This window comes from Brevibacillus sp. FSL K6-6036 (genome assembly GCF_037964015.1).
Lineage (GTDB): Bacteria > Bacillota > Bacilli > Brevibacillales > Brevibacillaceae > Brevibacillus > Brevibacillus borstelensis.
In genome coordinates this window covers 5,013,448-5,039,800 of the sequence record NZ_CP150173.1, presented here as the reverse complement: position 1 = coordinate 5,039,800, position 26,353 = coordinate 5,013,448, and the positions used below count along the sequence as shown (strand labels likewise).

Below are 26,353 nucleotides of genomic sequence, written 5' to 3'. Positions count from 1 at the left end.
TACATGGATATTCGCCATTTGCAATATTTTTTAAAGGTGGCTCAATACAAGAGCTTTACGAAAGCAGCGCGGGCACTGTATATCACACAGCCGACCATCAGCAAAATGGTCAAAAACCTGGAGGAGGATCTGGGGGTTGTGCTGTTTCACCGCCTGGGCAAGCAGTTGGAATTGACGGATGCCGGGGAAATCCTGTTCGTTCAGGCGCAGGATATTGTGCATTCCTTCCAAAACCTGTCAGCCGAACTCGGGGACTTGATGAACCTGAAAAAGGGGCACATTCGCATCGGATTGCCGCCGATGATCGGGTCGAGCTTTTTCCCCAATGTGCTGGGGAAGTTCCGGGAGCACTATCCCGCTATCACGATTCAGCTCGTGGAAGACGGGGCAAAGAAAGTGGAAGCGGATGTGGAAACCGGCGTGTTGGATATAGGGGTCGTGCTGTCGCCGACAAATGAGGAGCTGTTTCATTCCTTTTCGCTTGTAAAGGAGAAGCTGATGCTGCTCGTCCATCCCTCTCATCGGTTGGCCGACAGAAAAGCGGTGTCGTTATCCGAACTGGCTGAAGAGGATTTCGTTTTCTTTCGCGAGGATTTTGCCCTCCATGACCGGATTACGGCAGAGTGCGTACAAGCGGGATTTCAACCGAAGGTCATCTATGAAAGCTCCCAGTGGGATTTTATCAGCGAGATGGTGGCGGCCAATTTCGGCATTGCTTTGCTCCCCGAACCGATCTGTCGCGAGCTTGATGAGGAGCGGATTCGGGTTTTGCCTCTCGATCAGCCCGTGATCCCCTGGCACCTGGTCATCATTTGGCGCAAGGATCGGTACCTTTCGTTTGCCGCACGGGAATGGATCCGGTTTACCCAGAATCTTTTCGAGGAGTGGAGGGGCAAAAACAAACACCCGCGCGAGCATGGCTGATCGGGCTTTTCCATGGGAACAGGTCTGGCGGGAAACCGTTCCGGGGGCTCAGAAGCGCCATGCAGCGCCGGTACGTTTGCCGGGAGAGGAAACGTCCGAAAGCAGCGAAAAAGATGGGAACATACACGAACCTCGTCTGTAAAGCAGTCGGGGTCTTTTTCATTCTGCTGTGACTTTCATAAAAGTTTCAGAACGGTGTTGTATGATAAGTCCGCAACCAGTCATCAGTGAAAAAAACGTCTTTTTCAGAAAAGCGTTTTGAACGGGAAAAGGAGTTGGTAAAATAAATGGGAACCTGTCCATTTTCAAGCCTTATACATGTCTTTGGAGGAAAGAAAAGGTCTGCTAGCCATTTCAAATGGCTGAAGAGATTGGAATGGCAACCGACCAAGTGGTTGCCTCCGCAGGTATGTTACAAAGGGCGGCGGCAAGCGTCTAATTGTGTGAGTCCGATCCGTATACTCGAGAGTGGTTTTCTGCCTGATGGTCAGCTGAACAAAGAAAGCAGGTGAGAAGTTATGGATCATCAGATACATGGGACGTACGACACGTTTTTGGTTATCCTCTCCTATTTAATTGCGGTCACAGCCTCGTATTCCGCGCTTGATCTGGCCGGAAGGGTGAATGTAAGCCGCGGGAAGCATAGATTGCTTTGGCTGGTTTTTGGCGCCATGTCGATGGGGCTGGGCATCTGGTCCATGCATTTTGTCGGGATGCTAGCCCTTGCCCTGCCCGTCAAAGTGCTCTACGACCTTTCGCTTGTCATCCTATCTGTTCTCTTCGCCATTTTTGTCTCAGGCATTGCCCTTTTGACCGTATCGAGAAACAAGCTGGAGGTCAAGGAGCTTGCCATCGCCGGCGTATTGATGGCCGGCGGCATATCCGGGATGCACTACACCGGGATGGCAGCGATGATGATCGGCATTACCTATGACAAGGGGCTCGTTATCCTTTCTGTTGTCATTGCCGCTACGGCCTCGTTTGCGGCCTTGTGGCTCCTGTTTTATTTCCGCAAGGACCAATCCCGATTTGCCTACTTGTACAAGCTCGGCAGCTCGCTCATTATGGGGGCGGCGATTGCGGGGATGCACTATACGGGCATGGTTGCGGCCCATTTCCATGCGAGCGAGCACCAGTATGGTGTCGAGGTGCAAATCGAAACGGAAACGCTTGCCTACATCATTGTCCTTGCTACCTTCCTGCTATTGGGCATTACACTGGCAGGCGTATTCATCAACAAACGGCTGTCGCAAAAGGACCTGGTCATCCAGGAAAATGAAAGCTGGTATCGCTCGCTATATAAAAATAACGAATACGGCATTATTTCTCTGGATAAGGCCGGGACCATCATTAATATGAACCCTGCTGTCCCCAAAATGATCGGCATTCAGGCAGAAGATTACCTCAACAAGCACTTTTCTGCGATCGGGTTGGACATGAGCGCCAAAGATAAGACGAAAACAGACGCAGTGGATGAGCAATCATCCAGGCTGCTGCCCAAAGACTTTGAGACCTCTTTTGTTCAACCGAACGGTAATTTGGTCGAGCTGAGCGTAATGAATATCCCTGTGGAGATAGATGGCAAAATAGTCGGAAATCATATTTTCATAAAGGATATAACGGAAGAAAGCAAAGCCAAAAAGAAAATCAAACATTTGGCTTATCACGATGAATTGACGGGCTTGCCCAATCGGAGGAAGCTCAATGAGCGCTTGGATCAGTCCATTGAGCAAAGCAATCGGGACTCATCCACCTTTGCCGTGATGGTTCTGGATATTGACCGTTTTAAAATGATCAACGATTCACTTGGACATACGTATGGCGATATCTTTTTGCAGGGCGTAAGCGACAGAATCGTCAAGAGCGCCGAGGGGTTCGAGACAACAATTGCGCGCATGGGGGGAGATGAGTTTACCATCCTCTGCAATACCGGCCCGGAAGGCGAGGAAGCGGCAGAGCTGGCGGAACGGATCATCGAAGCGCTGAAGAAGCCTTTCCATTTGAAAGACAACGACTTCTACATATCTGCAAGCATCGGAACCGCACTGTTTCCGGTTCATGGCAGGGATGCCGTCGAGCTTCTGAAAAAAGCGGATACGGCGATGTACAAGGTGAAAAAGCAGGGTAAGAACGGACACCAATTTTACTCGCCGGATCTCGACGTTCAACTGCTGGAGAATATCGGCCTGGAGAGCGATCTTCGAAAAGCGATTGAACGCAACGAGCTGGTCGTGTACTACCAGCCGCAATTCCATGCCCAAAGCAACCGAATGATCGGAGTGGAGGCGCTGGTCAGATGGAATCATCCCACCAGAGGGATGCTGTCTCCCGGCGTATTTATTCCAATCGCAGAGGAGACCGGCTTGATTTACGAAATCGGTACATGGGTTCTGAGCGAAGCATGCCGGCAAATGAAAAAATGGCATGATGAAGGCGGTCCTTTGATACCTGTCTCCGTCAATCTCTCCTCTCATCAATTCCATCAGCCGAACCTGGTCGAGTACATCGTCAAAATCCTCGAGGAAACAAAGCTGGAGCCCCAATACCTGGAGCTGGAAATTACCGAGAGCATGATGATGGACCCGGCCGTATCGATCAGCATTCTGGAGGAGCTGAACAAGATCGGGACGAGGATCAGTCTCGACGACTTTGGAACGGGCTACAGCTCGCTTAGCTATTTGAAAAAGTTCCCGATCCACAAATTGAAAATCGACCGTTCCTTCATCACCGATATATCCGAAAACCACAACGACAAAGCAATCGTCGCGACGATCATTTCCATGGCACAGCATCTGAAGCTGGATGTGATCGCGGAAGGAATCGAAACCAAGGATCAGCTCGACATTCTCACGGAAAATGACTGCCACGAAATTCAAGGGTATTATTTCAGCAGCCCATTGTCTGCCAGTGAGGTGGAAAAAACGTTTTTTGTCCCCAACCGTTTGCCCAGCTATCAATAGTGGACAAGCTGGCAATCAGCCAGGATCGATGTTCGCATAGGCCTGCCAAAAAGAAATCCCGTCTCATCAGCAAAGTGAGACGGGATTTTTCTGTATGGTGACTGGACTCGCTTTCTGTGATCTGAAAGCCCGGTCAGAGGCATGCGGTTAAATCTGTGCCGGCTCCGGAATTCTCTCCCCGATGTTGCGCCCAATCGCAATCGAGGCTGTCGCCGCAGGTGAGGGCGCATTCAAAATATGGGTGGAGCGCTGATTGGTGACGATCAGGAAGTCATCGACCAATTTCCCGTCCTTTGTAAGCGCTTGGGCCCTGACGCCATTCTGGGACTCGACCAGATCCTCGGCGCGAACTTCCGGTATCAAGCGCTGAAGGCTCTGGACGAACACCTTTTTGCTGAATGAGCGGACCATTTCCTTCCAGCCCTCGCCCAGGTTCTTGTAGGCAATTTTCCAAAAGGCGGGATAGGTCAGGACTTCGGTTATATCCTTGAGATCAAAGTCTGTCTTGCGGTAGCCTTCCCGTTTAAAGCTCAGCACCGCATTCGGCCCGGCGTGCACGTGGCCATCCATCATCCGGGTGAAGTGGACGCCGAGGAAGGGAAAGTTCGGATTCGGAACCGGATAGATCAAATTTTTCACTAGATAGTGCTTTTCCGGTTTCAATTCGTAGTATTCGCCGCGGAAAGGGACGATTTTCATATCGGTTTTCAATCCTTGAAGCGCTGCGATGCGGTCGCAATGGAGGCCGGCGCAATTGATCAGATAGCGGGCTTGGATCGTCTTGTTGGTGCATTCGATCTCGACTCCGGAGCTGCTTTCCTTTATATTTTCGACTTTTGTCCCCAGAAGAATATCGCCGCCTTTTTCCTGGATGACCTTGGCAAGTGACTCGGCGACGCGCTTGTAATTGACGATTCCGGCTTCCTTGACCCGGATGGCTTTGAGGCCATATGCATGGGGCTCGATCTCTGCAAGCTGATCCGCATCAATGATGGATACGTCGAGCTGGTTTTCAAGACCGCGTTTATATAGATTCTCAAGCAGGGGCAGCTCATGCTGGTCGGTTGCCACAATCACTTTTCCGCACATATCGTAAGGAATTTCGTGCTGGTTGCAAAATGCGCGCAGCAAGTCGCCGCCTTCCCTGGAAAGCTTTGCTTTCAGGCTGCCCGGCTTGTAATAAATGCCGGAATGGATTACTCCGCTATTATGGCCGGTTTGGTGAAAAGCAAGGGTGCGTTCCTTTTCGACGACGGCAATTTTGGCTTGTGGGTACTTTTCGACAAGCGCATAACCGGTAGAGAGACCTACGATACCGCCCCCGATAATGACATAGTCATACATGATATCACCTTTCTCCGCTAAGCATTCCTGAATATCTCTGCAATGTACAAGCATGAATGAGAAGTTGTATTACAATTATAATACACATGTAATACAAATCAACCTAAATGAGTTCAAAAGAAATAAATTATTTGGAATATAGACAAACTTATAATCGTGTTGTATTCTTTATATCACCATATATAACGTATCAAATCGGGTTTTGTACAAAAGGGAGTGATGAAAAAAGCTTGTATTTTTGTAGTACAAGTTGTTATAACAACTTATCGGTCATTCTGGCAAAAACAGAATGTTGAGAAACAAATGCTTGCGCAATCGGGTTGAGCATGCGGACAAGAGACTCCCTTTGAATCCAAACCCGTGAGCAGGGCGTATACAGCAAACAAAATGCGACGCAGAAAAGGCAGGAAACCAACATGGAAATTACCGTCTTGTATCAAGGCTTTCCGGGAAGATCAAGCCGTGGTTTTCTTGGATGGAGCAGTTGCGTGTTGATTCGCCGAGAAGGAAAAGCGCCGATTTTGTATGACACCGTGGGTTTTCATGAGCGATATTCGCTGCTGGCCAAACTGAAGGAGCTGGGGGTTGGCCCCGAAGATGTCGGTACGGTCCTGTTAAGTCACTTTCATTTTGATCACGCTGTCAACTATCCGCTGTTTCCGAACGCTACGTTTTACCTGCACGAAGAGGAAGTCAAACATATAGAAGAGAACGGGACAAAGGACCTCGCCGTCCCTCGCGAGATGTTTCCGGCTTTGCGCGATTCCGGGAAGCTGTCGCTACTGTCCGGAGAGTCCGGCGTCGTCGAAGGACTTCCGTGGCTGCTTACACCGGGGCATACGCCGGGCTTGTATTCCATTCTGACTGAATACCAGGGGAGAAAGTGGGCGTTGGTGTCAGACGCGGTGAAAAACATCCTGGAGCTGACCAGTGGCGACGCAGTGATGACATGGGATGACGCCAAAAGCAAAGAGAGTATCCGGGCGATCGCCCAGTGGGCAGATGTTGTCGTCCCCGGCCATGATCGATTGCTGGAGATCGAGAGAACCGGCCAGGGAATCGTCGTCAACCCGTTGCATGAAAGCGCTGTACAAATTATCGTACCTTGGAAGGACGAGACATTCTCGCTCAAAATCTGAAATGACAGAAGGTGGTTGAAATGAACGATCTAAAAGGTGCCATTGATATACACGTCCACTCCAGTCCCAGCATTTTTCCCCGTTCGGTAAATGATCTGGAGCTGGCGGAGCAAGCCAAGCAAGCGGGGATGCGGGCTATCGTCCTCAAGGCGCACGAAGAATCGACCGTTTCCAGAGCGAAGCTGGTCAGCAAAGTGGTGGAAGGAATCGAGGTCTACGGCTCGCTGGTGCTCAATGAGTACGTCGGCGGTCTCAATCCTTACGCCGTAGACATGGCGATTCAGCAGGGGGCAAAGCTGATCTGGATGCCTACCGGCTCAGCCAAGCATCATCTGGATCATTACGGCGGAAAGAGCGACTACAAGGAACAAAAATCGACCATTCGCCTCCTGCCCCAGAAAGGGATCACGATCCTTTCGGAGGACGGCGAGCTGCTGCCCGTCGTCTATGACATCATCGATTTGATCAAGGGCACCGGAGCCGTATTGGCAACGGGTCATCTCTCTCCGCTGGAAACCCGGAAGCTCGTGGAAGTCGCGACGAAGCGCGGGGTGGAAAAGGTGCTTGTCGCCCATCCTGATTTGAAAATCAACAAAATGGACCTTTCGCTGCAAATCGAACTCGTCAAAATGGGCGCGTACGTCGAGAAGTCGATGCTGACGCTGATGCCGCTGTGGAAGTCGATCGAGCCGGACGAGCTGGTGCGGGGCATCCGCCAGATCGGCATTGAAAAGTGCATTTTGCAAACCGATTTCGGACAGGCCAACCATCCGGTGCCGACGGAAGGGTACAACCAGTTTATTCAAATCTTATTGGAGCAGGGCATGACAGAGAAAGAGGTTGAGCAAATGGCTTGTTTCAACCCGGCGGAATTAATCGGGCTTACGTAAAGACTAGAGAAAAAGGGGTTGAAAAAGTATGGCGCAAGCACAGTTGTCAAACAAGCCATGGTATAAAGAGGTTACGCAAAACCAATGGCGGGCGTTAATCGCTGCCGGGTCCGGATGGGCTCTGGATGCGATGGATGTAATGCTGTACTCCATGGTTCTGGTGCAAGTGATGCAGGAGTTGCAGATGGACAAGACGGCCGGCGGATTTTTGGCAACGCTTACCCTGCTCAGTTCTGCCTTCGGCGGACTATTGTTCGGGATGGTTGCTGACCGGTATGGCCGCACGAAATCATTGATGATCAGTATTATCGTGTACTCATTGTTTACATTCCTCTGTGGATTCTCGCAAACGGTTACACAATTGGCCGTATTCCGTTTGCTGCTCGGGCTCGGAATGGGTGGAGAGTGGGTTGCGGGCGCAGCCCTGATTACGGAAACCTGGGACGCAAAGCATCGCGGAAAAGCGATGGGTCTCGTACAAAGTGCTTGGGCAATTGGTTACGCGCTGGCTGCGATTGTGGCCGGTCTGGTCATTCCGCTGTGGGGCTGGCGCGGAGTGTTTTTCTTCGGAATTGTTCCGGCTTTGGTCGCCATTTGGATCCGCAAAGGCACAAAAGAGCCTGAGATCTGGGAAAAAATGAAGCAGGAGGCCACCACGCAGAAAAAGAAAAGCAAGCCTAAGCTGGTTGAGCTGTTTTCCGGGAAGGTACTCCGTTGGACCATACTCGGTGCGGCATTGAGTGTTTGCGCGCAATTTGGCTACTGGGGCCTGTTCACCTGGATTCCGTCCTACCTCGGCACTCCAGTCGATCAAGGCGGGGCCGGTCTGGATATTATGAAATCGACGACCTGGATTGTCATCATGCAGGCAGGTGCCTGGTTGGGTTACGTCTCCTTCGGCTTTTTGGCGGACAAGATCGGACGGAAAAAGACCTTTATCCTGTTCTTCGCGCTGGCGGCGCTGCTTGTTCCGTTTTACGGCATGTCCAGCGACGCGACCAGACTGCTGATCCTCGGTCCGTTTGTCGCCTTCTTTGGATCGGGCTACTTCAGCGGCTTTGGAGCGGTTCTGGCCGAGCTGTTCCCGACTGAGATTCGCGCGACCGGACAAGGGTTCTGTTACAACTTTGGACGCGGAATCGCTGCAACTGCACCGACTGTAGTCGGATTTATGGCAACCGGCATGGGGCTCGGTGCGGCATTCGGGTTCCTGGCCATCTCGTTTGCGCTGGCGGCAATCCTCGTACTGCTGTTCTTGCCGGAAACGATGGGCAAGCAATTAAATTAGCATACAGTTGCACATAGACAATCGATTGTCGACAAGAAAAGTTCATTGTGGATGAGGAGTCCATCATGAACTTTTCTTTTTCCTTGTTATTTGTATTACAATTATTGCGAGAGTGAACAAGTGCTCTCCTTTTCCTGTCCTTCTTTTGCTCAGTTTGTCTGCAAAACAATGGTAAAGAGTCGACCGGAATTGACTTTGCCATCTGAATAATTTACAATTTGTATTACAAATAAATCAAAATGAGAATCGGAGATGTACGATGTCCAAAGAAAAACTGTCGCAAATCATTTCACGTGAGTTGTTAAAGTTGATCGAGGCGGGCAAATATCCCCCAGGTTCGAAATTGCCGACGGAAATGGAGCTGGCTGCCCAGTTTGGCGTAAGCCGAATCCCGATCCGGGAAGCGCTCAGCGTATTGCGGGCAGCCGGTGTCATCAACTCTCGCCAGGGGGGCGGGAGCTTTGTCGAAGAGCGAAACGGTTCCAGCATATTCAGCAACATCCAGATTGAAAATGACGATGCCGAGCTGATCAGACACCTTTTTGAGATGAGGAAGATTCTTGAGCCTGAGGCCGCCTATCTGGCTGCCCTGAGGCGAACGCCTGAACAACTGGAACGAATGAGAGAGGCGCTCCAGTGGCTGGAGGCAGAATTGGCCGACGACAGCAAGATTGGCATGGAAGCGGATATGGAGTTCCACCGGTCGATGTTTTTGGCCACGCATAACCCGGTCATGATCCAGGCGATGGAAAACCTGTCTTCTCTCTACGAGCGTGCCCTGCAGATCACTCTTCAGTCCAACCTGGGCTTGAAACAGAAGCGCAAAGCGGTCTATCAGGAGCACCTGAACATCCTGTCGGCCATTGAGATGGAGGAACCGGAACTGGCGAAAATCCAATGCGCCATTCACCTCAAAAATGCGGAGAAAAAGCTGGACCTGTTCTCTTAGTCCAACAACAAGAGGAGAAAAATGAGACGATGACGGACATGCAAATCAAACAGATTGTTGACATTGTCAAAACAGGCAGAGTGCTTACCGATGAAAGCGACCGGTTCAGCTACTCCTTTGACGCCTCTTTTGGAACCTTTCTTCCCGATGCAGTCATTCAGACGAAGAGCGTCGAGGAAGTAGCCGAGCTGGTGAAATTCGCCAACCGCGAGAAAATCCCTGTTTATCCGCGCGGCCAATCGACCAGTTTGAGCGGTGGTCCTCTCCCGGTCAAGGGAGGCATGGTCATCGATTTATCGGTCATGAACGATTTGCTCGAAATCGACGAAGAAGATTTGGTCGCGGTCGTCTCTCCGGGTGTACTGACTGCCGACATACACAAAGCGGCGGAGGCAAAGGGACTCATGTATCCGCCTGACCCGAGCAGCTCCCATGTGTCTACCATCGGCGGAAATCTGGCGGAGAACTCAGGCGGACCGCGCGGCTTGAAGTACGGCGTGACAAAAGATTACGTCATCGGCCTGGAAGTCATCACCCCGGAGGGCGAGATCATCCGCACGGGCGGGAGAACGGTCAAAAACGTGACCGGTTACGACCTGACCAAGCTGATCGTCGGCTCGGAAGGCACGCTTGGCATTATTACAAAAGCAATCCTGCGGCTGATCCCGAAGCCTCCCGCTTCGGAAACAGTGATGGCGGTCTTTGACAGCCTCGTTGACGCGGGGAGAGCAATTTCCCAGATCCTCACCTCAGGCATCCTGCCGTCCAAAATGGAGCTGATGGATCAGGCCTCCATGGTGGCAGTGGAAAACTATCAGCCGTCAGGATTGCCGACAGATGCAGAGGCACTGATCCTGATCGAGCTGGACGGCCACCCGATGGCGGTACGAGATGAAGCCGAGCAGGTCTCGCAGGTATGCAAGCAAATTGGCGCGAGGGAAGTGCGCGTGCCGCAAACAAAGGCGGAAAAGGAAGATGTCTGGAAGGCGAGAAAGCTGGTTTCTCCGGCCATCGTCAGGGTGAAGCCGACGAAGATTTCCGAGGATGCCACTGTGCCGCGCAGCAAAATTCCCGAGATGTGCCGACGCCTGCAGGAGATCAAGGAGAAGTACAATATCCATCTCGTTGTATTCGGCCACGTGGGCGACGGAAATCTCCACCCGAACATCATCGCGGACAAAGCGGACAAGGAAGAAATGGCCCGCGTGGAAAAGGCCGTTGCGGAAATTTTCGAAGCCGCTGTGCAGCTAGGGGGCACGCTGTCCGGAGAGCATGGCATCGGAACGATGAAGGCGCCGTTTATGGAAATGGAATTGGGAGCCGCGGGCCTGGATATGATGAAGCGCATCAAGCAAGCCTGGGATCCTCATAACATTATGAATCCCGGCAAGATTTTTCCGGAGCCCGGACAAAAGTTGGTGTTGAGCGAATGAGTGAGAATCTTGCAGCATTGCGTGCGGAACTGAATTACGACAAAACCAGCAAATGCGTGCAGTGCGGCTACTGTCTGCCCGCCTGTCCGACTTATTTGACAATGGGCAAGGAAACGCATTCCCCGCGCGGCCGGATCAACCTGGTCAAGATGGCCGGCGAGGGGAAAATCAAGGATCTTTCGGTACTGGAGGAGCCGCTGGATCTGTGCCTCGGCTGCCGGGCCTGCGAAACGGTCTGTCCGACAGGTGTGGAATACGGCGCGATCCTGGAATCGGCTCGTGCAGCCGTGACGCGGCGCAAGAAGTTTTCCGTACCGGTAAAAGCGCTCAGAAACACGCTGTTCAAAAAGGTTTTCCCCAGCCGCAGGGCGATGAAGCTGATCGGCAACGCCATGTGGCTGTATGAAAAAACAGGTGTCCAAAAGCTCGCGAGAAAAAGCGGGCTGATGGAGAAGCTGCCTGCTCATCTGGGTGAATTTGAAAAAATCATGCCGGCTCCGGTATCGCCGGGCGAGCGCTCCAGCTTGCCTGCGGTAACGAGAGCCAAGGGTGAAAAGAAATACACGGTCGCCTTCTTTGTCGGCTGCGTCATGGACGCCATGTTCAGAAGGATCAATCATCTGTCCGTCCAGCTTCTGGCCGAGGTCGGCTGCGATGTGATCGTAGTCGAGAAGCAGACGTGCTGCGGCGCGCTGCATGCCCACACGGGGGAATTGGACGAAAGCAGAAAGCTGGCGAAGCAAAATATTGTCGCTTTTGAACAGGCGGAAGTCGATTTCATCGTGAACAACGCCGGCGGCTGCGGCGCGATGATGGTGGAATACGACCACCTGCTCGCGGGCGAACCGGAATGGGCTGAGCGGGCCCGCCAATTTGCCGGGAAAACGAAAGACATTTCCCAGGTGCTCGCCCTGTGCGGCGGGATCAAGGGACAGGAGAGACCGGCAGAGAGAGTCACGTACCAGCGTTCTTGTCATATGACAAACGTCCAAAAAGTGACCGAAGACCCGCTGGGGCTGATCAAAGGCCTGCCAAACGTGGAGCTGGTCGAGATGAAAGAGGCCAATATGTGCTGCGGTTCGGCGGGGATCTACAACATCGTGCAGTACGATGCCTCGATGGAAATCCTCGACTACAAAATGAAGCACGTCAAAGATACGCAGACCACCACGATTGTCACGACAAACCCGGGCTGCCTTTTGCAAATGAAGCTCGGCATCGAGCGGGAAAACTTGAACGACCGGATGCGGGCCGTCCACCTGGTGGAATATTTGGCCGAAAGGTGCGGCATCAACTTATAGGTACAAGCATGTGATACATGCAAGCATGAACTGTTCGGCCGGTACTAGCATAAACTACCCGGAAAAGCGCTGCCCGGTACAAGCACCAACTGTTCGGGACAGACAGAAAAAAGCGGATCATCAAGGACGTCAAGCGCCTGATGATCCGTTTCTATTTTGTCGTCTGTGGCTGTAGCGGCATGTTATTTATATTTCACATAAATAAACTTGTTCAGTATATAAACGCAGAGAGCGACGCCAAACATGCCGCAGCCTCTCCCACTCCGAAACGTCGGAATCTCTGTGCAGCAGGTGAAGAGGGATTTTCAGGTTCAGCAAGCGACCGTTGATCTGGAAGCGGGTGACCCCTGCCGGGAGCACCCGCCCTGCTTCCATCACGCGTTCCAGCTCCGCGTACGAGAGCGGCTTGAATCTGATCAATAGCATCCCGCTGTCCGGCAGAAGGCAGGTTCTGGCAGGGACCCGTTTGACCGCTCCGCGGGCGTTGTATGCGGAAACGACCTTGTGCCAAGCCTCCAGAAAGTCGTGGCAAACTCCGCAATCCAGGGCCCGCACATTGCCGTGCTCATCCACGATCTCCAGCCAGCCTTGTCGCTGTGCAGCAGCTCCGCTCCCCGCCGTCCAGTGGAGGGAAGGGTCCTCAAAAAGCTGCTGTACCCCCGCGTCTGCAGGAACGAGATGATGCCACGCCTCGATGGAGAAATCGTCCTGCCTCGCTACCTGTACAGGCACCTTGCAATACCCCAGCAGCCGAAGAGCGCCGATGCGGTGGGCTCCATCCAGCACCAGATAGCGGCCGTCTCTCATTTCCGTCGCCAGGATCGGATGGCGCAAAAACCCATCCTCCCGCATCGACTGGCTGACACGTTCAAGCCTCGACGGTTCATGCTCTTCGTGTAGCGACATTTTGTCCAGCTCGATCAATTGCAGTGACAGCAAAACCTCTGACATGAGTGCCTCCTTTTTACCTTGCCACTCGGGATGGCTATGTGAGAACAGATGTGTTTGTCAAATACATATGCTCGGGATGAGGGTGGCTGAGGAAATCGTGGTGTGAAATCGCCCACCCGTACGCCCCGGCGTACAAAAAGAGAACCACGTCACCGATACGGATGCGGTCGATGGGCACATCCCTGGCAAATGCGTCTTTCGGCGTGCAAAGCTGGCCGACGATGGTCACATCGCTGTCCTTGATTTCCTTCCGCTCGAACGGATAGTTCCAGATGTCCAGCGGCACGACGGCGAATGGATGGTTGTGCTGCCAGGACACCGGCAGACGGAAATGGTGCGTCCCTCCCCTGACGATGACAAAATGCTTGCCGTGGTTTTTCTTGATGTCGATCACTTCCGCGGCATAGTAGCCGCAGGCTGCTGTCAAAAACCTCCCGCATTCAAACAGAATCGAGGTCCCCTCTTTGTTCCGCTCGCTGATGAGACGGGAAAGGCCGTCGGCAAACTCGCTCCATCCAAACTGGCTGCCGATGTCAGCGTAATTGATCCCGATCCCGCCCCCGACGTTGATCGTAGAGATGTTGATATCGTATTGCCCGGACCAGCCATCCACCTTGTCAAAATAATAGGCGAGCAGCGCCAGATGGCTGCGCCAGTCGAGCTGGTTGGACAGCGAGTGCAGATGGAAGCCCTCCAGCGAAATGTGCGGGCAGGACAACGCCAGTTGGATCGCTTCTCCGACGAGCGATTCGTCGATGCCAAACTGCGTCGGCGTCCCTGCCATGGCGAGAGTCGCTTGCGGGAAGGGTCCGCTCAGATTGATGCGGAGGAGGATGGAGACGGTCCTGTTCATGGCTGCGGCAATGTGTTCGACTCTTTTCAGCTCGTGCATGCTCTCCACATGCAAGAGCGTGACCCGCTGCTCAATCGCTCCCCTGATTTCCTCATCCGTCTTCCCTGGCCCGCCGAAGATGACAGGGATCCGTTCACTTGCGGCCCGCGCCTTCATCACTTCGCCGAGGGAAGCCACCTCAAAGCCGTGCACACGCCCGCTGAGCGTTTTCAGAATCTCCGGGTCGGAGTTGGCCTTCATCGCGTAAAACAGCCGGCAGGAAGGAGGAAGTGCGCGTGTCACTTCCTCGACATGCCGGGAAAGTCCCTCCAGATCGTACAAATAGGCACATATCGGCTGGTCTTGGGTGCGCTTTTTTTCCTCGATGATCCGAGCCAGTTGATTTAACTGGTTCAGGGGACCTGGTGGATACGGCAGATTCATACCATCAGCTCCTTCAAGGCGCTGTGCAGCGGATTGGAAACCGCATGCTCCCGGTACAGGGTTTCTCCGCATAAACGGCGGATCGTCAATTGCCCGACCAGCACGTTCTCCTGGAACAGATCGAGCTTGGCGAACAGTTCGCGAAGCTGAGGGAATTGCTTTTGGTAAGCAAGAATAATCTCGGCAGCCATCGCCCAAAAGGTGTGCTCGGAAAAACCATACTGGTCCTCCAGGAACATGGCAAACTCCGACAGGTTGATATGGAAAAACGCATCGTGCAAAAAGTCGGTGACCTCGGAAGCCTGCTCGGTGGCCATGGACGAAATCACATTGGAATGGAAGGCAGGCGGAGCCTTCAGATGGGGCTGGGACGCTTTATCGGCCAATTCCCCTGTGTAGTAGCGGATGCCTCCGGGAAAATCGCGCAGAGCGACCCGCGTGGGCATTCCGTTGCGGTGGAGCAGCACCATGTTTTGGGCATGCGATTCCAGGGCGATGCCGTGGGCATACATGAAATGCACGAGCGGGAGAATGGAGGCTTCCAGCACGCGCTTCAGCCATGCAGGCAAGCCGTATGTCTGGACCCATGCATCAATGAAAGGAATGCCGTCCGCACCGATGTGGCACAGCGCCGTAAAGGGAACGGCGCTTTCGTCCGAGTCCAGATAAAGGGACACATTTTCCCGCCAAATCGCGCCCAATGAACCGTACATCTCCCTTTGAACGGCTTCGGGCAGATCCGGATCGGAAAAGTGGACGCCCAGCACCTCCTGCAGCAAGACCACACGGAGTTCGTCCCGCAAGTAAGGATCGCTTTTGCGGATCGACTCCAGCCAATCGGAGACAATCGCGGCGTTTTCCACATGATGATGGCCGAGAATGCGGCTTGCCGACGTATTCTGGATGCCCAGCGAAACCTTGACGTACGCCTTCCCGGGAGACGTCCGGTTGGTCAGTGTGCGGATGGACTGCTGGGGGCTGTAAGCATCGGTACCCTCCCCCAAAAGAAGAAGCTGTCCGCTGCCGATCTGCTCGAAAAAGGCGTCCGCAACTTTCCTCTCCCACTGCCACGGGTGAACAGGCACGAGCGCGTACTCCTTTGGATCGTATCCCCGGCTTCGGATTTGCTCGGAGAACGTGCGGTACAAAGCTTCTCCCAGCTCGCTTCTCAGAAATTCCTCAACATCCAGTCCCGCCGAGGAGGAGACGACGGCGCGCTGCTTGTGCACGGCTACCCAGAAGAGCTTGAACAACGGCTTGAAGTCGGGGCCATAGGCCGCATTGTCCGCCGGGCTGAAGCCGATCCTTGACTTGTAGCAAGGGTGGTACGGATGGCCGTCCAGAATGTCTCCTTCCAGCTCGGCATAGCTGTGGGCCGGGGAAGCGGGCGGACGCTTCGTCTGCAGAAACTTGGCGTGCGTGTCATGAAGCAGCGTTTGGCGGATTTCCTTGAGAAAGCCTTCCAACTGCTTCGGCTCCTCTTTGGCGGTCGGGCCGATTTCTTCGAGAAAGGTTGCCAGGCAAACGGCTTCCGTCTCGTTGCCGTCTACCCTTCTCATGATGGGTGCGGCCGTCAAACGGACCCTCGCGTAGCTCAGCTTCCTTTGGCCGCGGCAAAGATATTGCACCGGTTTTCCTGTCCGGGTGCGGCCCTCCAGCACGAATCCCCTCTCGCCGTCAGGAAGCGCCAGCGATTTTTCCTCGACCAGCTCTTCGTAGATCAGGGATTCCACGATCTGCCGGAAAATCCGTCTGCGTACCTTGGCGTATTCGGGACTGCGCAAGGCGGCCTCCCAATCCTGCATCGGGAGAGCGGGATCAAAAGATTTGCTCATAACGTTCTCCATGGTTTCACCCCTTCGTGGTAAAGGCAATTGGTGTACGGTTTGTCGCTCTTCAGCAGCGTATCGGATTGGGAATGTCGACATAGAGCGGCGATTCGCCTCTCCGCTGAAAGATGCTGACCAGATTGGCTTTTGCCGGCAAGGTTTGGTCATGCAGCAAAGCATCGATGCAGTCTGCCATTCGCTTGGACAAGAGGCGCTGGCGCTGCTCCAGCAGGGTATTTCTGACTATGCTCCAGAACGTGGACTCGTCCTGCCCGCCGTATTTGGCAAGGGTACGGACGACATAGCCGAGGTGGTTGACAAAAAAGTAGTATTGCAAACGGAGCCACGCCTGCTCCCGCGTATAGAGAACCGGGCTGTCCGCATCTACCAGTCCTCCGACCCAGCCCTTGCCAATGGCGACTTGCCGGTCTACGCTGATGCCCTCCAGATCGCGCACGTACAGCTTGACGGGCCAGCCGTTCTCCAGCTTGACCAGCGAATTTTGGGCGTGTGCTTCCAGACTCACTCCCATTTCCGCAAAAAGCGAGAGGATTGGCAGCATGCTGATCGCAAGGTACTGCCGGAACCAATCGCCCAGATCGGGCAAACGGCTCTCTTCGTGGTCCCGCATGGCACGGAATAAAGCGGGTTCGGTCTCGCCGGGCGGCGTTTCCATCAAGGAGCCGACGACGAAGGCAGGACTTTCCTTGCCCATCAGCTCGGGCGGATTTTCCCGAAAGACAACGGCGCATTCCTGCATGAACAGGTCGTTTTCCTGAGGGGGAACATCCGGCAGGGAGATGCTCCGATACCCGTATTCCATCAATACCTGCAAGCGCTCGGTATAAAAGGCTTCCTGTTCGTGCCGGACGATTTTCGCCGCATCCATCGTCCGCTTGATTTGCTCCTGCGTGTTTACTCTGACAAAGTTCGTGATGCGCACATGGAGCGGCAGCTTGTATTGGCAGCAGTGTCCAGGCTCCCAGACGGTCCTCACCGACGAAGTGGGATATGTGCGCTCTCCCAGCGGCCCCAGATCGGTGATTTTTCCCGCAAGAAAAAGGCTCCGGAATGGCTCGCGCGAGGACAGGTAGTGTGCCTGCCACGGGTGGCAAGGAAGCAGCTTGTAATGTTCTCTTCCCCTCTCCGCTTTTGATGCCGCCGCTTTCCGAACACCTTGCGGGATGCAAGCTTCCTGGCTGTCCCCTTCAGGGGCTTGAATCCACTCCTCCACGATCAGCTCAGGGGAAACAGCCAAATAGTGCAGCTGAAATGACGCCCCCAGCTCCGGTGCGAACCTGTGCAGCTCCCCTTTGGCGAATCCTTCCGAGCTCTTCGGGGTCGGGTGAAACGGATGGCCGCGAAAGAGCGATTGTTCCGACGGAAGAAAGCCGTGGGACGGATGCCGAGTCTTTTGCTGGAGCAGGAAATGCCGAAGGTAGCTTTCTGTTTTTTGCACGCTGTTTTGGATGTTCAGAAGCAGTTCGCCTTTCTTTTGGAGGCGAATGTCTTCGTTCTTTTCCAGGCAGGAAAGCTCATCGAGGATAAAATGAATCAGCTGCCAGCCTTCCACCTTTTGATAGGAAGACCCCGTTGTTTGATAGAAAGAGGTGCCATACGCGTGTTGCCCCCCTCTGGACCAAAAGCTCATCTCCCCCGCGAGTGAAACGCCGGTGTTGGGCAAGTCAAGGCGAAACATCGCCCCGTCCGTGAGCGGAATGGATAGCTGTTTTTGATCAGGCTGGACTCTCGGGTCAAAAATGCCGTTTTCGCGAAGATAGGCGTTCAAAATCCGCTCGATTGCCGCATGTTCGGCCAGCCGCGCCTCCAGTGGCTTGTGCGCCTCCAGCGGACGCTTTTGGTGAACGGTCCCCTCTGCATGTTTCATTGCCGGATCCCCTGCCTTTCGTTTTCAAAAATTCCGAAAAGGTTGCTCGGAAAGCAAAGCGTCAATACAAGGAAAGCGGAAGGCCGACCCCGAGCTCTACTGCCCTCTGATACATTTTTTGGGCGCAGGCGATGTCCTCGACAGCCATGCCCATCGGGTTGAGGATAATGATTTCTTCGTCTGTCTCCCGGCCGCATTTTTCGCCGATGACGATTTCGCCCAGCTCCGCATGCAGCCGCTCGCGCGAGAATTTTCCTTCCAACACGAGCTGGTTGATCACTTTTTTCTCCCGGTTGCACTGCTCCCAGTCGTCGACAACCACCTTGTCGGCGCGGATAAACACTTCTTTATGCAAGTCCATAATCGAGACATTGCTGACAAAGGCCCCTTTTTGCAGCCATTCAAACGGAATGTAGGGCTGGTCCGCGACGGTGCACGTCACGACGACTTCTCCCTGGCGAATCGCTTGCTCGGCTGATCGGTCCACGGCAAAAGCGACAGCCGGGAAGGCTTCAGCCATATCCTGGGCGAGCTGCCGGGCCGCCTTTTCGTGCAGGTCGAACAAATGGACGGATTGAATCTGGGGGAATTGTTCCAGCAGGGATTGGAGCTGCCGTCTGGCGATGAGTCCGCAGCCGATGCACGATACGGTGGCAAACCCTTGCTTGGCCAAGTGGCGGGCAGCCACGACCGTGACCGCCGCCGTTCTCATGCTGCTGATCATGCCCGCCTCCATCACCGCGATCGGATAGCGTGAGACAGGATCGTTCAAAATAATCAGACCGCTCGCTCTCTCCAGCCCTCTTTTTTCCGGATTGTCATGCTTGCTGCCGATCCATTTGATGCCGGAGACGGAATCCTCCCCGCCGACATGCGCAGGCATGGCAATAATCCGGTCGGCGATATGGCCGTCTTTTTCGTCTGTCCGCAGGTACGGCTTCAACGGCTGGACGTATTGGCCGCGGGCGTGCTTGGCGAGCACCTCGGCGATGGCTTCGACATAGAGGGCGGACGTGTTCCCGCCCAGTGAAGCGATGGCCTCCCTGTTGAGATAAAGCAGGGAGGGAGCATGGGAAGCAGCATGGTTCGTGAGCGCGTTTTGCTGATTGGTTGCGTGGATCACGGGACACACCTCTTTCGTTTTGCGTAGTGTTTAAAGCGAAGGCAAACCGGATGCCCAATCGTCATCGTAAACCGTGTCGAGGTAACGGTCCCCTCTGTCCGGCAGGATGACGGCGATGCGATAGGAGGGAGGAAAGGAGGGAAGCAGCTTCCGAACAGCGGCGATGACCGAACCGGAAGAACCTCCGGCGAAAATCCCCTCGTGGAACAGCAGGTCCCTGCAGCCCTGCACGGATTCGCGATCGCTCACGTGCACGACCTCGTCAATTTCGTCCGGGTTCAACAGCTCGGGGACGCGGCTGGAGCCGATGCCCGGCAGTTCCCGGGGAGCGGAGGGTGAACCGAAGATGACCGAGCCGACTGCATCCACTGCCACGATTTTGATGCTCGGAAAAGCTTCCCGCAGGCGACGGGCGTTGCCCATGATGCTGCCTGTCGTGCTCACGGCGGCAAACAGGCAATCTACCGGCCCGTCCAGTTGTTCCACGATCTCGCTGCCGGTCCCGTGATAATGGGCCTTCCAGTTCAGCTCGTTGGCGTACTGGTTGATCCAGAAGCTGTCGGGGAGTATGGTCAACAGCTCCTTTACTCTGCGGATACGGGTCTGCAAATATCCGCCCTGGTCGTCAGGCTGATCCACCATGTCAATATTTGCGCCGAGCTGGTGCAGGATTTGGAGATTTGCCTTCGTAATTTTCGGATCGACGACGCATGTAAACGATAAGCCGTAGACTCTGGCAACCATTGCAAGCGCGACGCCGAGGTTGCCGGATGTGCTCTCGATGATGTGGGTGCCGGGACGAATCGTCCCATCCCGCAGCCCCTGTTCGACGATGTAGCGGGCGGGACGGTCCTTCATGCTGCCGCCCGGGTTCATAAACTCAAGCTTCGCCAGCACGCTCAGCCCTGGACGCGCAAAAAGCCGTTTGAGCTGAACGAGAGGAGTGTGTCCGACGCAATCGACGATGGAGGATGCGATAGTGGGTCGTGTTCCTGCAAAAGGCATACGGTTGCCCTCCCTCAAATAAAAATGATAATCATTATCATTTTCGTTCAAAAAAATGAGGATTTGCCTGATAGGAAGATCCCTTTGCGTTTACATCCATGCTTGATTTTGCTACATTCAGAAAAGGCGCCCTACTTTGCCCAGCAAAAAACGGGGTGCGAAAACGAACGCCGTGACCAGGCTGTACCGGCCAAAGTCTGTCTGGTTGACGGCTTTTCGTGTTTTTGCGAAAACAGTTTCACTTCACCCTCACCGATCAGAAAATCACCTCCTTTCCCGTCCAATTCTCCCGTGGGCAACCCCATTTTAGATGATATTGATAATCATTGTCAATAATGTCTTTTCCTTACATTTTTCCTGATTTTTTATTTTCCGTCAGAAGCAGATAAATAAAATATGGGGCCCCGATCATCGCTGTAATCAATCCGCAGGGAAGCTCTACCGGAGCAGCGATCGTCCGGCCTACAAAATCGGAAGCAAGAACAAGGAGCCCGCCGGTCAGTGCAGAGGCCGGAAGCAGCGTCGTATGGGAGGGACCGAACAACCGTCTGGCGATATGGGGAGCCATCAAGCCGACAAAATACACGGTTCCGGCGGTCGCCACGGAAGCTGCTGCCAAAGCGACGCTGACCAGAATCAGCCCGCCCCGCACCCACTCGATTTTGCTGCCGAGCCCTTTGGAGACGTCGTCGCCGAGCTGCAGCAGGTTCAGTTGGCGGGAAAGCAGAAACGCCAGCGGGAGAAACAGGATCATCCAGGGAAGGAGGGCATAGAAGTGCTCCCAGCCTCTGCCGTAGACGCTTCCCGTCATCCAGATCAGGGCCTGCGTCACGAGCATGATCTTTCCCGACATCATGATGATCGTAATAAAGGCTTGCGCGATTGCGGAGACGCCCACTCCGACCAAAATGATCCGGTACATCGAGCTCCCCTCCTTCCAGCCGAGCCAGTAGGTGAGAATCGCCGCGAGCAGCGCTCCTGCAAAGGCGGCAGGCGGCAAAAAGCCGAGCGGAACCGCCGGCAGAGCGACAATGACGAGAACAGCGGCGAGAGATGCCCCTGCATTCAGTCCGATGACGCCGGGAGAAGCGAGAGGATTGGAGGTAATCCCTTGCAAAATCGCTCCCGAAACAGCCAGTCCCGCCCCTACCAGAAAAGCAATCAAAGCACGCGGAAGACGCAGCGTATTGACGATAAACGAATGTTCCCCGCTCCCCAGTCCGAACAGCGTCTGAACCACTTCCCACAAAGACAGCTCGTATTCGCCCGCCCCTATATTGGCCATAAAAAAAGCGATGGCAAGCAGGATGAGCAGGGCAAAAAGCGTTGTCGGGCGCCTATTCATCATTTCCCCTCTCATAGCTTGTGCACCCTCCTCCGCGCCAGGTAGATAAAGAATGGAGCCCCGATGATAGCTGTCATCACGCCGACAGGCAGCTCCTGGTTGTCCAAAATGAAGCGCGCCGCCACGTCAGCAAGCAGCAGCAACGCAGCTCCCGCTACCGCCGAGTAGGAAAAAATCCAGCGGTGGTCTTTGCCGACGATGGACCTGACCAGATGCGGAACAGCGAGCCCGACAAATCCGATGGGACCGGCCACCGCCACGCTGCTGCCAGAGAGCAGCACCACAGAAATGAAGGCGAGCGTTCGCACCATTTTCGTTGGCTGTCCCAGGCTTTTGGCTACATCGTCTCCGAGCTGCAGCGTATCGACTTCCCTGCTCAGGAAAAAGGCAAGCAACAGCCCGGCTGTCATAAAGGGAAGCACCTGAACGAGAAGCGCAAGATCCCGCCCTACGACCGACCCTGCCAGCCAAAAGCGCATTTCGTCAAGGGAGCGCTCGTGAAAGATCAGGATCGATTGGGTGGACGCGGACAAGAGGGTCGTGACAGAGACGCCGGCCAGCGTCAGCTTCAGAGGAGTCATGCCGCCGCGCCCGGCAGAACCGAGCAGAAAGACGAGGATGGACACCGCCCCCGCCCCGAGAAAGGCTGCCCATGCATAAAGGGTGAGATTATGCCCGCCGACGAGAAACAGGGACAGGACAACCAACAGCGCGGCTCCGTGATTGATGCCCAGCAGATCGGGAGCAGCCAATGGGTTTCGGGTCAGAGCCTGTGTCATAGCCCCCGCTACGGCGAGGCACGCTCCTACCGCCGCGGCAATCAACGCCCGGGGAAGACGGGTGGTAGAAATGATCAGATGTTCCCTGGACCCGTCAAATTCCAGGAATGCTTCGACAACCGTCAGCATACTGATGTCCACAATCCCAAATGAAATGCTGATCCCGATGAAGAGAAGGACTGCAACAAGTCCCATGATCAGCCCGGCAAGCAGCCGGAGATGTTTCCGCGATTTGCCCACAACGTTCACTCGCAATCCGGATGTGATTTACACAAATATCCTTGACAACCTTATTTATCAAGTATATGATTCGTAATTGTGAGAATAGTTATCATTCTCATGAAAAATATACAAAGCAAGGGGGAATCTGTCAATGTATTCCATGTCAAGACATGCCCTTTTCTTTTTTCTACTGATACTGTCGCTCTCTCTTTTCCTGGTTGGATGCGGCAATTCGGCTGCGCCATCCGCTCAGGGAGCACCGGCGTCCAACGCTGCGAACTCCAGTACCTCGCCCCAGGAGAATGCGCCAAGCCAGGAAGGTACGCAAGCGCATGCCGTAAAGGACGCGATGGGAGAAGTAAAGGTGCCGGCCGAACCCAAGCGCATCGTCGTTCTGGACAATGGCGCTCTGGATAATCTTCTGGCACTCGGCGTAACACCTGTTGGCGCTGCCACAGTGTCTCTCGACAAACCGTTTTTCTCGTATCTGGGCGACAAAACGAGCGGAATCGAAAAGGTGGGAACGATCGACCAGCCGAATCTGGAGGCCATCGCGGCATTAAAGCCGGATTTGATTCTGGGAACCAAAGACCAGCACGAAGCGATTCATTCCAAGCTGATGCAAATGGCCCCCACTGTTTTTGTTGAGACGATGGGGCTGGATTGGAAGGGAAACCTGAAGCTGCATGCCGAGGCTGTGGGGAAAGCACAGGAAGCGGAAAAGCTGATAGCCGATTATGAAAAGCGGGTGGCTGACTTTCAAGCAAAGATGGGCGATAAGATCGGGAAAACAGAAGTTTCCGTGTTGCGGATGAATGCGGACCACGTTCGCATTTACCTGTCGGAATCGTACAGCGGGAAATTTATCGAGGAGCTTGGATTTCCTCGCCCGAAGGCCCAGTCGGAGAAAGACTTTGCCAAGAAAGCAACCGAGGAGCAAATCGCCGATATGGACGGAGACGTCATTTTCTGGTTCAGCCGCGACCAGGAAAACATCATGACAACCAAACTGAAGGGAAATCCCCTTTGGGCGACATTAAAGGCAGTTCAGGCCGGGAATGTGTATGAGGTATCGACTGACCCGTGGCTGAGCGGGATGGGGATTTTGTCGCGAAACCTGATGCTGGATGAAGTGATCAAGCATCTGGACAAGTAGAGTGGGCATTAATAATGGAGCCAGTGTGTTTCGGGGTTCGACCGGAGCATGCTGGCTTTTATTTTTTCTGAGAACGTCCACGGGCAAAAAATAAAATTCCACAGAAACCAGCTATTGACAGTTTGTATTTACAAATGTAATATCAAAGGCAGTCAGTTTCTTTTACAAATGTAAATGGTAAACCCAAATTGCCGGAGAGGGGAAAACATGGATATTTTGATTCGCGCTTTTCTTTGGTTCCTGGATGCTACCGCAGCGGCGAGCGTCGTCCTGCTGCTGGTGCTGGCTGTGCAAAGACTGCTGCGCCGCAGGCTGAGTCCCCGTCTTGTGCATGCTTTGTGGCTGCTGGTGCTGTTAAGGCTGCTAGTCCCTGTTTTTCCGGACAGTCCGGTGAGCATTTTCCACCTCTTGCAGCTGGGCAAGGCAAGCAAACAGACCGTCGTGTTGGAACCGCTGGCTGAGAACCGGCTGCCTTCGGAGATGGTTGAAAATCTCCACTATGCTGCATTTCCAAAGACTCAGATGCATCCGCCGCTTATGGAAGGCTCGCAGCAGCCAGCGAACGTCCCTGCCCGTCAAGCAGATGAAGGGACGGAACAAGCGGGCTTATCCTATTCACTCGCTTTGCGACTCGCCGCTGTCGCGTGGCTGGCCGGAGCGGCGGCCCTGATTCTGTATGTGGCCGCATTTTCAGTGAAAATGGGTCGCCAGCGCAGACGGCTGGAGCTGCTGACAGATCCCCAAATCGTGTCAATCATAGAGGATTGCCGACTGCGCCTGGGGATCAGGGAACCTGTTCCTGTCTATACCGGACGACAGGGGAAAAGCCCGTACCTCTCCGGACTTTTCCGCCCGTGGATCTATTTGCCTCAGGAAATGGCCAGGGAGCTGAGCGCTTCCCAGCTTGCCCACATCCTTTTGCACGAGCTGGCCCATCACAAGAGAAAAGACATCATGTGGAATGCGATAGGGAGCTTGGCGCTGGCGATCCATTGGATGAATCCGCTGGTGTGGATTGGCATGAAGCGGATGAAAGCAGACAGGGAGCTAGCCTGCGACGCCTGTGTTCTGGAGGTGCTCGGCGAAGCGGAGGCGGTGCCATATGGGATGACGATCATCGAATGCCTGAAGCGCTTTTCGCCCGCTGGCCGCCAGTCTGAGCTGCTGTATTTTTTCGGACCCAATCAACAAATGGAAATGAAGAGGAGGATTCACATGATCAAGTCGTTTAAAAAGGGATCGTATAAACTGTCTGTCGCTGCCGTTTTATGCGTAGGGATGCTGGGGGCAGCCACATTGACCAACGCCAGCAGTCCGGTGCCTTCGACTGGCCCGGTGCCCGCCAGCGCTCCTCAAACTCCCGGGAGCCAGTCCGCAAGCACGGAGTCGGTTGAGAAGGAACGAATTCTGTTCGATTATGATTTTCAGCGGCCTTATGCCAGTCTGGAAAAGGTCGTCAAGATTTCCGGCTTCAAATTTAAGGTTCCGGCAGCCTTGCCTGACGGGTACCGTTTTACAGTCATCCACTTTGCCCCGAAGGAAAAAGCAGGCACAAGCTTGGCGTCATTGCGCTTTGCCAAAACTGTCGAGGGCATCAACCACGGCAGCTTTCGGTTAAAGGCACAGCCTGCCGAGGCTGATCTGGAAGCCGTGACCGACGATTTCGATCAAAACGACTTTACAACGATAACGATTATGGATGGCGATAAAAAGACCGAAGAAAAATTGGAGAAGAAGAAAGAGACCTTCAACGTTAACGGGCAGAAAATCGTAAAATTCACCATACAGCACGGGGACGAAAAGGACTTTCAGCGGCATTATTTTTGGCAGGACCAAGGCGTCCAGTATGAGATCACAAATTCCGGATCAAACTTCAAGTTCAAGGATGACGAGATTATCAGCATCATCGGCTCGATGAAATATCCTGATGAGGAGCTGTACAAGCGATTTATCAGCGAAGAACAGTTGAACGAAGGCATTTACGACACAGGAGATGTAAAGCGGCTGCCTGAAGCGATTGGCTTTGTGCCCAAGTTTCCCTTTGAGCTCCCGGGAGCGATTCAAGCCGACCGTGCCTGGATTGGCGACAAGATGAACTTCAGTTTTCCAGAAAATGAGGCAGACAAAAAGAACAGGGATCTCACCATTTTCTATAAACCGAAGGATGAGACCAAGGCGGGAGTCAAAAGGGTAAAGCTTCAGCAAATCAAAAACAACAGCATGTACGAAACGATGAAGAAGAACGGTACCGTCGCTTTTGAGCGGATCGACGGCGAAAAAAATGAAGTGAAGCTGCAGCCGGTCAGCATAGCGGGAAAAGAGCTGCTCAAGACGGTCAGCCATAAAACAGACGGACCATTGAGCAGCGCGAGGGAGGCGGAGCTGGTCGTCTACTTCTGGAAAGAAGACGATGTATGCTTGAAGGTCACCTTTTGGAATGACGGCCCAGCCGATGACAGTCCCGAGCGGAACAGGATTTTGCAATTCCTGATGAATGAAAAGCCCATCGATTTGGTCAATTTCAAATAACATTGACAGCTTGCGTTTACGC

The 26,353-nt window shown here is 53.9% G+C and carries 19 protein-coding genes; 10 read left to right on the top strand and 9 right to left on the bottom strand.

Annotated features, from left to right (window positions below; genetic code table 11):
• The first annotated feature begins 3 nt into the window (after positions 1-3).
• Positions 4-924, top strand: coding sequence for a LysR family transcriptional regulator (locus NST37_RS24475; protein WP_003388756.1), 921 nt, complete (start codon positions 4-6; stop codon positions 922-924).
• 518 nt (positions 925-1,442) lie between these two features.
• A complete protein-coding gene (locus tag NST37_RS24470) occupies positions 1,443-3,884 on the top strand; it encodes an EAL domain-containing protein (RefSeq protein WP_039070583.1) in 2,442 nt (813 codons plus the stop codon).
• A gap of 147 nt (positions 3,885-4,031) precedes the next feature.
• Here the strand turns inward: NST37_RS24470 and lhgO are convergent, their stop codons facing one another.
• Positions 4,032-5,228 (bottom strand): L-2-hydroxyglutarate oxidase, encoded by a 1,197-nt coding sequence (lhgO, locus tag NST37_RS24465; protein ID WP_339185987.1) that lies wholly within the window; start codon positions 5,226-5,228, stop codon positions 4,032-4,034.
• A 488-nt stretch (positions 5,229-5,716) separates the two neighbouring features.
• Here lhgO and NST37_RS24460 point away from each other — a divergent pair, with 488 nt between their 5' ends.
• The 6 genes from NST37_RS24460 to NST37_RS24435 all read left to right on the top strand — a co-directional run bounded on the left by NST37_RS24460 (position 5,717) and on the right by NST37_RS24435 (position 12,228).
• Entirely contained in the window at positions 5,717-6,367 is a 651-nt protein-coding gene (locus NST37_RS24460; RefSeq protein ID WP_157211815.1) for an MBL fold metallo-hydrolase, read from the top strand.
• Between the two features lie 20 nt (positions 6,368-6,387).
• Positions 6,388-7,257: a DUF6282 family protein gene (locus tag NST37_RS24455; protein WP_003388752.1), complete on the top strand. Its 870-nt coding sequence runs from the start codon at positions 6,388-6,390 to the stop codon at positions 7,255-7,257.
• A gap of 28 nt (positions 7,258-7,285) precedes the next feature.
• Positions 7,286-8,545: an MFS transporter gene (locus tag NST37_RS24450; RefSeq protein WP_003388751.1), complete on the top strand. Its 1,260-nt coding sequence runs from the start codon at positions 7,286-7,288 to the stop codon at positions 8,543-8,545.
• Positions 8,546-8,804: 259 nt separating this feature from the next.
• Positions 8,805-9,494, top strand: a complete 690-nt coding sequence (locus NST37_RS24445) for a FadR/GntR family transcriptional regulator (protein WP_003388750.1) — start codon at positions 8,805-8,807, stop codon at positions 9,492-9,494.
• A gap of 38 nt (positions 9,495-9,532) precedes the next feature.
• Positions 9,533-10,927 carry an FAD-linked oxidase C-terminal domain-containing protein gene (locus NST37_RS24440; protein ID WP_035979411.1) on the top strand — a complete coding sequence of 465 codons (1,395 nt, stop codon included), beginning with the start codon at positions 9,533-9,535 and terminating at the stop codon, positions 10,925-10,927.
• Complete coding sequence (locus tag NST37_RS24435; RefSeq protein WP_003388748.1) at positions 10,924-12,228, top strand: (Fe-S)-binding protein; 1,305 nt, start codon at positions 10,924-10,926, stop codon at positions 12,226-12,228. The genes NST37_RS24440 and NST37_RS24435 overlap by 4 nt, the downstream gene beginning before the upstream one ends.
• Positions 12,229-12,414: 186 nt before the next feature.
• Here the strand turns inward: NST37_RS24435 and NST37_RS24430 are convergent, their stop codons facing one another.
• The 8 genes from NST37_RS24430 to NST37_RS24395 all read right to left on the bottom strand — a co-directional run bounded on the left by NST37_RS24430 (position 12,415) and on the right by NST37_RS24395 (position 22,619).
• On the bottom strand, positions 12,415-13,179 hold the full coding sequence (locus NST37_RS24430) for a ParB N-terminal domain-containing protein (RefSeq protein ID WP_003388746.1): 765 nt from the start codon (positions 13,177-13,179) through the stop codon (positions 12,415-12,417).
• A 34-nt stretch (positions 13,180-13,213) separates the two neighbouring features.
• Positions 13,214-14,455 carry a type III PLP-dependent enzyme gene (locus NST37_RS24425; RefSeq protein WP_339185985.1) on the bottom strand — a complete coding sequence of 414 codons (1,242 nt, stop codon included), beginning with the start codon at positions 14,453-14,455 and terminating at the stop codon, positions 13,214-13,216.
• A complete protein-coding gene (locus tag NST37_RS24420) occupies positions 14,452-16,290 on the bottom strand; it encodes an IucA/IucC family protein (RefSeq protein WP_339185983.1) in 1,839 nt (612 codons plus the stop codon). The genes NST37_RS24425 and NST37_RS24420 overlap by 4 nt, the downstream gene beginning before the upstream one ends.
• Positions 16,291-16,351: 61 nt before the next feature.
• On the bottom strand, positions 16,352-18,172 hold the full coding sequence (locus NST37_RS24415) for an IucA/IucC family protein (protein ID WP_339185981.1): 1,821 nt from the start codon (positions 18,170-18,172) through the stop codon (positions 16,352-16,354).
• 61 nt (positions 18,173-18,233) lie between these two features.
• Positions 18,234-19,232, bottom strand: coding sequence for a 2,3-diaminopropionate biosynthesis protein SbnB (sbnB, locus tag NST37_RS24410; RefSeq protein ID WP_031932471.1), 999 nt, complete (start codon positions 19,230-19,232; stop codon positions 18,234-18,236).
• Between the two features lie 93 nt (positions 19,233-19,325).
• On the bottom strand, positions 19,326-20,300 hold the full coding sequence (gene sbnA, locus NST37_RS24405) for a 2,3-diaminopropionate biosynthesis protein SbnA (protein WP_003388741.1): 975 nt from the start codon (positions 20,298-20,300) through the stop codon (positions 19,326-19,328).
• Between the two features lie 346 nt (positions 20,301-20,646).
• A complete protein-coding gene (locus NST37_RS24400) occupies positions 20,647-21,660 on the bottom strand; it encodes an iron ABC transporter permease (RefSeq protein WP_003388740.1) in 1,014 nt (337 codons plus the stop codon).
• Positions 21,657-22,619, bottom strand: a complete 963-nt coding sequence (locus NST37_RS24395; RefSeq protein ID WP_081607767.1) for an iron ABC transporter permease — start codon at positions 22,617-22,619, stop codon at positions 21,657-21,659. The genes NST37_RS24400 and NST37_RS24395 overlap by 4 nt, the downstream gene beginning before the upstream one ends.
• Positions 22,620-22,797: 178 nt before the next feature.
• Here NST37_RS24395 and NST37_RS24390 point away from each other — a divergent pair, with 178 nt between their 5' ends.
• Together NST37_RS24390 and NST37_RS24385 are read left to right on the top strand one after the other, a co-directional pair.
• On the top strand, positions 22,798-23,802 hold the full coding sequence (locus NST37_RS24390) for an iron-siderophore ABC transporter substrate-binding protein (RefSeq protein ID WP_039070768.1): 1,005 nt from the start codon (positions 22,798-22,800) through the stop codon (positions 23,800-23,802).
• A 207-nt stretch (positions 23,803-24,009) separates the two neighbouring features.
• The gene (locus NST37_RS24385; protein ID WP_339185979.1) at positions 24,010-26,331 is read left to right on the top strand and encodes a M56 family metallopeptidase; all 2,322 of its coding nucleotides are present in this window, start codon (positions 24,010-24,012) and stop codon (positions 26,329-26,331) included.
• Positions 26,332-26,353 lie beyond the last annotated feature (22 nt).